This is a genomic window from Microbacterium sp., assembly GCF_043427715.1.
Taxonomy (GTDB): Bacteria; Actinomycetota; Actinomycetes; order Actinomycetales; family Microbacteriaceae; genus Microbacterium.
On record NZ_JBHWTD010000105.1, the window covers coordinates 1 to 6771 of the forward strand.

Below are 6771 nucleotides of genomic sequence, written 5' to 3' on the forward strand. Positions count from 1 at the left end.
CTACTAAGGCGTCGGCGATGCCCGTCCGCTCGGCGAGGGAGATGAGGGTGACCGCCAGATCGCGCCGGGCCGCAGCGGATGCCACGGCCTCGAGCATCCGCGAGTTGCCGACGGTCGCGAGGGTCGCGACGACCACGCCGATCGTGCCGGAGCGGCCCGTGCGCAGCGCCCGCGCCGCATGGTGCGGGCGATACCCGAGAGACGCCATCGCGGCTTCGACCCGCGCGCGCGTGGCGGGGTCGACCCGGGGGCTCGCGTTCACGACGCGTGACACGGTCTGACCCGAGACGCCCGCGGCCGCGGCCACGTCGGCCATCGACACCCGTCGCTCCACGGCATCCTCCCGTCCGTCACCGCCGGGGCTGTCCGCAACGAGTCGCGCGGCCCCGAAAACCGCCCGCCGATACCCCCGCGGACGCGTCCCGTGTTGACGATAACACAGCCTGTCGGCTACCGTGTTGACGTGAACACTCCGCAGTCCGCGACCCACCCTGACGACGCCACCACCCTGCTGGGCGGCGTCGTCAAGCGCGCCACCCTCCTCGCGGACGGCCGCGAGCTCATCTACTTCGACGACCCCGGCACGACCCTCGGCCCCGACCGCGCGATCGACGCCCGCGACCTCGCGCCACGCCCCGAGACCGCCACGATGCGCCAGGACGTCCTCACCGGCGACTGGGTCTCCATCGCCGCCGCGCGTCAGAACCGCGCGTTCCTGCCGCCCGCAGAGCTCGACCCGCTCGCCCCGCAGTCCGCGACGAACCCGTCCGAGATCCCGTCGCTCTACGACGTCGCCGTCTTCGAGAACAAGTCCCCCTCGTTCGGACCGGCCTTGGCGGATGCCACGGGCTCCGCACCCGCGGCATCCGACCCGCCCCGTGGACTCGACGACCTCACGCACCTCGGCCTCGGCCGCACCCGCACAAGCGTCGGCCGCACCGAGGTCGTCTGCTTCTCACCCGAGCGCACCGGGTCGTTCGGCACGCAGACCGTCACCCGCGCACGCACGGTGATCGAGGCGTGGGCCGACCGCACCGCCGCCCTGTCGGCTCTCCCGGGAATCGAGCAGGTCTTCCCCTTCGAGAACCGCGGCGAGGAGATCGGCGTCACCCTGCAGCACCCGCACGGCCAGATCTACGCGTACCCGTACGTCACCCCGCGCACCACGCGCCTGCTCGATTCGATCGACCGCACCGCCCCCGACCTGTTCCAGCGGATCCTCGAGTTCGAGCAGGCCGGTCCGCGCGTGCTGCTGCGCGGCGAGCACTGGACCGCTTTCGTGCCCTTCGCGGCGCGCTGGCCGCTCGAGATCCACATGCTGCCGCACCGTCACGTGCCCGACTTCGCCGCCCTCTCCGCCGAGGAGCGCGATGAGCTCGCCCCGCTGTACCTGCGCCTGCTGCGCGGCGTTGACGCGGTGTACGACTCCCCCACGCCCTACATCGCCGCCTGGCACCAGGCGCCGGTGCACGTCGGGCGCGACACCGTGCGACTCAGTCTCCAGCTGACGAGCCCGCGCCGCGCCGCCGACAAGCTCAAGTTTCTCGCCGGTTCCGAGGCCGCCATGGGCGCCTGGATCGGCGACATCCCGCCCGAGGACGCCGCCGCGCGCCTCCGCACCGCAATCGATGGGCCCACGAGGTCCGAGGCTCCGCTCGGCGCGCCAGCGCCGAGTGGAGAGACCGAGGGGAGAGTCACACTGTGACCGCTGCCGGCGAGGCCTACGCCCTTTTCACCTCCCTCACCGACGCCGAGCCCGCAGGGCTCTGGTCGGCGCCGGGACGCGTCAACCTGATCGGCGAGCACACCGATTACAACGACGGCTTCGTATTCCCCTTCGCGACGCCGCACCGGACCCACGTCGCCCTCGGGCACCGGGGCGACGCCCGCATCCGCGTCGTGTCGACGTTCGACACCGTCCCGGTCGAGGTCGCAATCGCCGACCTCGACGACCTCTTCCCGGCCCGCCGCGACGAGATCGCAGAGTGGGCGCGGTACCCGCTCGGGGTCGCCTGGGCGCTGCTGCAGCAGACCGGGCGCGACGCGGCATCCGTCACCGGCGTCGACCTCGCCTTCGCCTCCGACGTCCCCGTCGGTGCGGGCCTGTCGTCGTCGGCGGCGATCGAGGGCTCGACGGCGTCGGCACTGAACGACGTCTGGTCGCTCGGGCTCGACAAGGTCGCCCTCGCGCAGGCCGGCCGCCGCGCCGAGAACGAGGCCGTCGGCGCTCCGACCGGGATCATGGACCAGATGGCCTCCATGCTCGGTGAGACGGATGCCGGAACCTTCCTCGACTGCCGCAGCCTCGAGGCCCAGGTCGTCGACCTCGGCTTCGCCCGCGCGGGTCTCGATCTGCTGGTGATGGACACCCGCGTCGCCCACGCCCACTCGACCGGCGGGTACCGGGAGCGCCGCGAGGCATGCGAGCGGGGCGCCGCCGCGATGGGCGTGCCGGCCCTCCGCGACGTCACGATCGAGCAGCTTCCCGAGGTCGCCGAGCGCGTCGACGAGGTCACCTTCCGCCGCGTCCGCCACATCGTCACCGAGAACCAGCGGGTCCTCGACGCCGTCGCCACGCTCCGCGAGCGCGGTCCGCGCGCCATCGGCGACCTGCTGACCGCGTCCCACGCCTCGATGCGCGACGACTTCGAGATCTCGGTGCCCGAGCTCAACCTCGCCGTCGACACGGCGCTCGCGCACGGCGCCCTCGGCGCCCGCATGACCGGCGGCGGCTTCGGTGGCGCGGCGATCGCGCTCGTCGACCACGGCGCGGTCGCCACGGCGACCGCCGCGGTCGAGAAGGCGTTCGCGGATGCCGGCTTCGGCGCGCCGCACCTGTTCACCGTCCGCCCCGCTGAGGGAGCTCGGCGCGACGGCTGACGCTTCGGGCGCGGGGTCGGCACTTTCCGTCCCCGCGCGCCGCGTCGCGGCATCCCCTCTCCGCGTTACGAGTCCGTAAAGCCACGCTCGCCGCGATGCACAATCCGCCTCGACGAGGCAGGATGGAACCCATGCCCCTCGAGACCTCTCCCGGCGTCGGCGCTCCTCTTCTGCAGGTGCGCGACATGGCGGTCGACTTCCAGACCATCGACGGAACCGTGCACGCGGTGGAGGGTGTCGACCTCGACATCGCAGCCGGAGAGACGGTCGCGATCGTCGGCGAGTCCGGGTCGGGCAAGTCGACCACAGCGATGGCCATCATCGGCCTGCTCGCCGGCAACGGCCACGTCTCCGCCGGCAGCATCCGCCTCGACGGCCAGGAGCTCGTCGGGGCCTCCGAGTCCGTCATGCGCAGCGTCCGCGGCGCGAAGATCGGCCTGGTCCCGCAGGACCCGATGTCGAACCTCAACCCGACCTCGCGCATCGGCACCCAGGTCGCCGAGACCCTCCTCGCGCACGGGCTCGCCACCCCGAAGAACGTCGACGAGAAGGTCGTCGAGACCCTCGCCGCCGCGGGACTCCCGAACGCCGCCGAGCGCGCCAAGCAGTACCCCCACGAGTTCTCCGGCGGCATGCGCCAGCGCGCGCTGATCGCGATCGGCCTCGCCTGCAACCCGCGCCTCCTCATCGCCGATGAGCCCACCAGCGCCCTCGACGTCACGGTGCAGAAGACGATCCTCGACCAGCTCGGGCGCATGACCAGCGACCTCGGCACCTCCGTCCTCCTCATCACCCACGACCTCGGCCTCGCCGCCGAGCGCGCGTCCCGCGTGATCGTGATGCACCGCGGCCGCATCGTCGAGCAGGGCGACGCCCGCCAGATCCTCGAGAACCCGCAGCACCCCTACACGCAGTCGCTCGTGAAGGCCGCCCCGTCGGTCGCCGTCGCACGCCTGCGCCCCGAAGCCTTCACCGAGCCCACGTCGACCACCGGGTCGGCGGATGCCGGTGCGTCACCCGCCGGTGCCGCCGTCGACAACATCGTCGAGGTCGAAGGGCTGACCAAGCTCTACCCCGTGCGCGGCAGCAAGGAGGACTTCGCGGCCGTTAGCGACGTGTCCTTCGCGATCCCGCGCGGCAAGACCGTCGCGATCGTCGGCGAGTCCGGGTCGGGCAAGACGACCACGGCGCGCATGATGCTGAAGGTCGTCGAGCCGACGAGCGGTGTGATCCGCTTCGACGGCGTCGACGTGGCATCCCTCAAGGGACGGCAGCTGCGCGAGTTCCGTCAGAAGGTGCAGCCCATCTTCCAGGACCCGTACTCGTCGCTGAACCCGATGTTCACGATCGAGCGGATCATCGCCGAGCCGCTGGAGTTCTACAAGCGCGGCTCGTCGGCCGAACGCAGCGCGCGCGTGCGGAAGCTGCTCGACGACGTGGCGCTGCCCGAGTCGTCGCTGCGCCGGTACCCCTCGGAGCTCTCCGGAGGTCAGCGTCAGCGCGTCGCGATCGCGCGCGCCCTCGCCCTTTCCCCCGAGCTCATCGTGTGCGACGAGCCCGTCTCCGCGCTCGACGTGCTGGTGCAGGACCAGATCCTGACCCTGCTGCGCGACCTGCAGAACGAGTACGGCCTCAGCTACCTGTTCATCTCGCACGACCTCGCCGTGGTCCGCCTCATCAGCGACTACGTCGGCGTCATGAAGGACGGCAAGCTCGTCGAGGCCGCCACCAGCGAAGAGATCTTCACCAACCCGCGCGACCCGTACACGCGCAACCTCCTCGCCTCGATCCCCGGCAACGAGCTCGACATCGCCGTCTGACCGCCCGACCGGCAGGACCGAGCGGATGCCGCGAGCGCGCGGCATCCGCCCTGGGTCAGCGTCCGCGGGTGCGGGGGTCCATCGCCTCGCGAAGGGACTCACCGAGGAGGGTGAAGCCGAGCGCGGTGATGGCGATGCAGATGCCGGGGAGGAATGCGAGCCACGGCGCGATGGCGAGTTCCGCCTGGGCGTAGGTGAGCATGCGGCCCCACTCGGCCGTCTCGGGGCGTCCACCGCCGAGACCGAGGAACGACAGCGCCGCGGCGTCGATGACCGCCGTCGCGAGCGACAGCGTGCCTTGCACGATGACAGGGCCGACGGCGTTGGGGAGGACGTGGCTCATCGTGATCCGACCGCGGCCGAGGCCGAGGGTCTGCGCGGAGAGCACGTAGTCCGCCGAACGCTGCTGCAGCATCGAGGCACGGAGCAGGCGCGCGAAGATCGGCACCTGCGCCACTCCGATGGCGATCATGATCGAGTTCTGGTTCTGGCCGGCGATGGCCGCGATCGACACCGCGAGCAGCAGGCTCGGGACCGAGAGCAGGATGTCGACGAGACGCATGATGAGGTTGTCGACCCAGCCGCCGAAGGTTCCGGCGAGCAGACCCAGGAACATGCCGCCGAGCAGGCCGTAGGCGGTCGAGATGACACCGATCTGCAGCGACGCCTGCGCGCCCCAGATGAGCTTGGAGAGCACGTCGCCGCCGAACCGGTCGAGGCCGAGCGGGAATGCCGCCAGCTCGCCGGGCCCGGGGATGAAGGTCGGGGTGATCTCGCGTGCGCCGGGGAGAGCCGTCTCGGGGTACGGCGCGAGCAGCGGCGCGAGGAGGGAGACGAGCACGAACAACAGCACGATGACGGCGCCGACCCACGCGGTCGGGTTGCGGCGCAGCCGCCGGAAGACGTCGTGCCAGAAGCCGCCGCGCGAGCCTCCCGCCACGGTGGGGGCGGAGTCGACGCTCGCGGCGGCGCTGCCGTCGGCAGCGGGGGGAAGGACGGCGCTCATGAGACCCTCACTCTCGGGTCGATCAGGCTGTAGGAGATGTCGACGATCAGGTTGATCAGGGCGTACGCGATCGCGATGAAGATGATGAAGCCCTGCAGCACCGGGAAGTCACGGTCGAAGATCGCGCTGGCGAGGAACGAACCGATGCCCGGGAACGCGAACACGGTCTCGGTGAGGATCGCGCCCGACAGCAGCAGACCGGCCTGCAGACCGATCGTGGTGATGACCGGGAGCATCGAGTTGCGCAGGATGAAGCGGTTGCGCAGCAGGCCCCGCGAGACGCCCTTGGCCTTGCCGGTGCGGACATAGTCGGCGTTCTGGACTTCGAGCACCGACGCGCGCGTGATGCGGACGATGATCGCGAGCGGGATCGTGCCGAGCGCGAGCGCCGGGAGGATCAGGTGCAGGATGGCATCCCACGCGGCGTCGAATTCGCCCGTGATGATCCCGTCGAGCACGTAGAAGTTCGTGTAATGCGTCGCGTCGATGCGCGGGTTCTGGCGACCGTCGGAGGGGAGCCATCCCAGCTGCACCGCGAAGACGTACTTCAGGATGAAGGCGAGGAAGAACACCGGGATGGTGATGCCGACGAGGCTCAGCACGACGGCGGTATGGTCGGTGGCCTTGCCGTGGCGGCGGGCCGCCCAGTAGCCGAGCGGCACACCCACGCCGACGGCGATGATGAGGGCCGCGATGGAGAGTTCGATGGTCGCCGGGAAGCGGCGCAGGAACTCCTCGAGGACGGGGCGTCCGGTGGCGATGGAGTTGCCGAAGTCGCCCTGGAGGAGACGGCCGATCCAGGTGAAGTACTGCTCGAGGATGGGGCGGTTGAAGCCGTAGAGCTCGTTGATGCGCTCGATGGCCTCAGGCGTGGCCTTCTCGCCGAGAAGCGCGGTGGCCGGGCCTCCTTTGAGGGAGCGGACCCACCAGAAAAGCAGGATGCTCATGCCGAGCAGGGTGGGGATCAGCAGCAGGAGACGTTTGCCGATGGTTCGGAGCACAGTGTCGCTTTCAAGATGGGCGGTGGGGGGCGGGGGGGTCCCCCGCCCCCCCCCGGGTGGGGGC

6 protein-coding genes are annotated in these 6771 nt (G+C 71.0%); 3 read left to right on the plus strand and 3 right to left on the minus strand.

Features of this window, described 5'->3' with window-relative positions; translation table 11 throughout:
• Nucleotides 1-316, minus strand: a 316-nt coding sequence (locus ACHFGS_RS11015; RefSeq protein ID WP_394289464.1) for a LacI family DNA-binding transcriptional regulator, incomplete at its 3' end; no start/stop codon positions are given.
• A gap of 195 nt (nt 317-511) precedes the next feature.
• Here ACHFGS_RS11015 and galT point away from each other — a divergent pair.
• From galT to ACHFGS_RS11030, 3 genes are all read left to right on the plus strand, one after another.
• Nucleotides 512-1705: a galactose-1-phosphate uridylyltransferase gene (gene galT, locus ACHFGS_RS11020; protein ID WP_394279646.1), complete on the plus strand. Its 1194-nt coding sequence runs from the start codon at nt 512-514 to the stop codon at nt 1703-1705.
• Nucleotides 1702-2880 (plus strand): galactokinase, encoded by a 1179-nt coding sequence (gene galK / locus ACHFGS_RS11025; protein WP_394279641.1) that lies wholly within the window; start codon nt 1702-1704, stop codon nt 2878-2880. Before galT ends, galK begins: the two co-directional genes overlap by 4 nt.
• A gap of 131 nt (nt 2881-3011) precedes the next feature.
• Nucleotides 3012-4700, plus strand: a complete 1689-nt coding sequence (locus tag ACHFGS_RS11030; RefSeq protein ID WP_394279642.1) for an ABC transporter ATP-binding protein — start codon at nt 3012-3014, stop codon at nt 4698-4700.
• Nucleotides 4701-4755: 55 nt separating this feature from the next.
• Here ACHFGS_RS11030 and ACHFGS_RS11035 read toward each other — a convergent pair whose 3' ends face one another.
• Together ACHFGS_RS11035 and ACHFGS_RS11040 are read right to left on the minus strand one after the other, a co-directional pair.
• Nucleotides 4756-5706, minus strand: a complete 951-nt coding sequence (locus ACHFGS_RS11035; protein ID WP_394279643.1) for an ABC transporter permease — start codon at nt 5704-5706, stop codon at nt 4756-4758.
• Nucleotides 5703-6707 carry an ABC transporter permease gene (locus ACHFGS_RS11040; RefSeq protein WP_394279644.1) on the minus strand — a complete coding sequence of 335 codons (1005 nt, stop codon included), beginning with the start codon at nt 6705-6707 and terminating at the stop codon, nt 5703-5705. The genes ACHFGS_RS11035 and ACHFGS_RS11040 overlap by 4 nt, the downstream gene beginning before the upstream one ends.
• Nucleotides 6708-6771: the final 64 nt, after the last annotated feature.

Coding starts and splice junctions, on each gene's coding strand:
- ACHFGS_RS11030 (WP_394279642.1), top strand. CDS start 3,012: ATGCCCCTCGAGACCTCTCCCGGCGTCGGCGCTCCTCTTCTGCAGGTG.
- ACHFGS_RS11035 (WP_394279643.1), bottom strand. CDS start 5,706: ATGAGCGCCGTCCTTCCCCCCGCTGCCGACGGCAGCGCCGCCGCGAGC.